Origin of the sequence: Streptococcus sp. HMSC056C01, assembly GCF_001811305.1 — a bacterium.
In the GTDB taxonomy this organism is placed as follows: Bacteria; Bacillota; Bacilli; order Lactobacillales; family Streptococcaceae; genus Streptococcus.
In genome coordinates this window covers 1-1322 of record NZ_KV804206.1, presented here as the reverse complement: position 1 = coordinate 1322, position 1322 = coordinate 1, and the positions used below count along the sequence as shown (strand labels likewise).

Annotated in this window: 1 protein-coding gene and 1 pseudogene; one reads left to right on the top strand and one right to left on the bottom strand. The window is 37.7% G+C overall.

The features are described from left to right. On the top strand, positions 1–470 hold a 470-nt coding region (locus tag HMPREF2795_RS05985), incomplete at its 5' end, for an LPXTG cell wall anchor domain-containing protein (protein ID WP_148131286.1). A 178-nt stretch (positions 471–648) separates the two neighbouring features. Here the strand turns inward: HMPREF2795_RS05985 and HMPREF2795_RS10325 are convergent. Further along, a pseudogene (locus HMPREF2795_RS10325) lies at positions 649–1322 on the bottom strand (transposase); the annotation flags it as partial.

Genomic DNA, 1322 nt, shown 5'->3' with positions numbered 1-1322 from the left:
CAAGCACATCAGCTTCAACAAGCGCAAGCACATCTGTTATTACAAGTAAGGGAATGCCAGAAAGCTTGTCACTTGATAGCTTAGATATTGATAGTATTATTACATCTGATTCAATTAGTACATCAGTATCACAATCACTATCATTATCAGTAAGTCTTAGTCAATCAATGTCTCACTCAACTTCAACAAGTGCAAGCGCCTCAACATCAATGCCTCATTCGGCATCAACAAGCACAAGCACCTCAACATCAATGCCTCATTCGGCATCAACAAGTGTAAGTGCTTCAACATCAGCGACTCATTCTACTTCAACTAGTCAAGATCCTCAAACCGATACTACTAAGGCTCGTAAGCAATTACCAAATACTGGTGAAATAGCTTCGACTACAAATGCTCTCTTCGGAGTTGTAGCAGGTCTAACAGGATTAGGTTTAGTAGCTAAACGTCGTAAGCGTGATGATGAAGAATAAATTTTATTAGTTGATTATTCCAATCAAAAAGAATCTGAGACAAATTAGTTATCTGACACAAAAAGCTAGAGGTTCCCAATTGTGGAACTCTAGCTTTTTAATTTTTAGTTGTTTTCTTATTGTGTAGTCAAATGAAACAAAAGCGGCTCTTTGTCAACTGTAGTGGGTTGATGAAAAGTTATAACCTGGAGAGGGCCAACTTGGTTCTCTCCCTTTTAATATTCAAAGCGATTAGGATTCTAGTTTTAAAGTTTTCAAAGTTCCGGAAGCCAAAAGCATTTCGTTTGATGACCTTAATGAGGTTATTAGTAGCCTCTAGTTTTGCATTTTAGTATAGCAGTTCCAGTGCGTTCATGATCTTGTCCTTATCTTTCCAAAAGGTCTTAAAAACAGTTTGAAAAATAGGATTTACACAAGAAATTGCTTCTTCAATAAGATCAAAGAAATGATCTGTTTGTTTCTCTTGGAAATGAAACAGTAATAGTTGATAGAGTTCATAGTGCTATCTAAGTTCTTGAGAGTATGCAAGGAGCTTTTCGAGAATCTCATTATTCGTGAAGTGCACATACGAAAAGTAGGGCGATAAAATCGCTTATCGCTGAGTTTGCGGCTATCCTGTTGAATGAGTTTCCAGTAACGTTTTAGTGCCTTATATTCGTGCGATTTACGATCAAAATGATTCATGACTTAGATGCGAAGACGATTCATAGTTCGATTGAGATGTTGGACAATGTGAAAGCGGTCGAGAACGATTTTAGCATTTGGGAGTGAAACAGTCTGGGGGACTGTTTCAGCCTGAGCCTTGAAATTTGAGAGCGAAGTTTTCTGGCAATATCATAGTAGGGGCTAAAC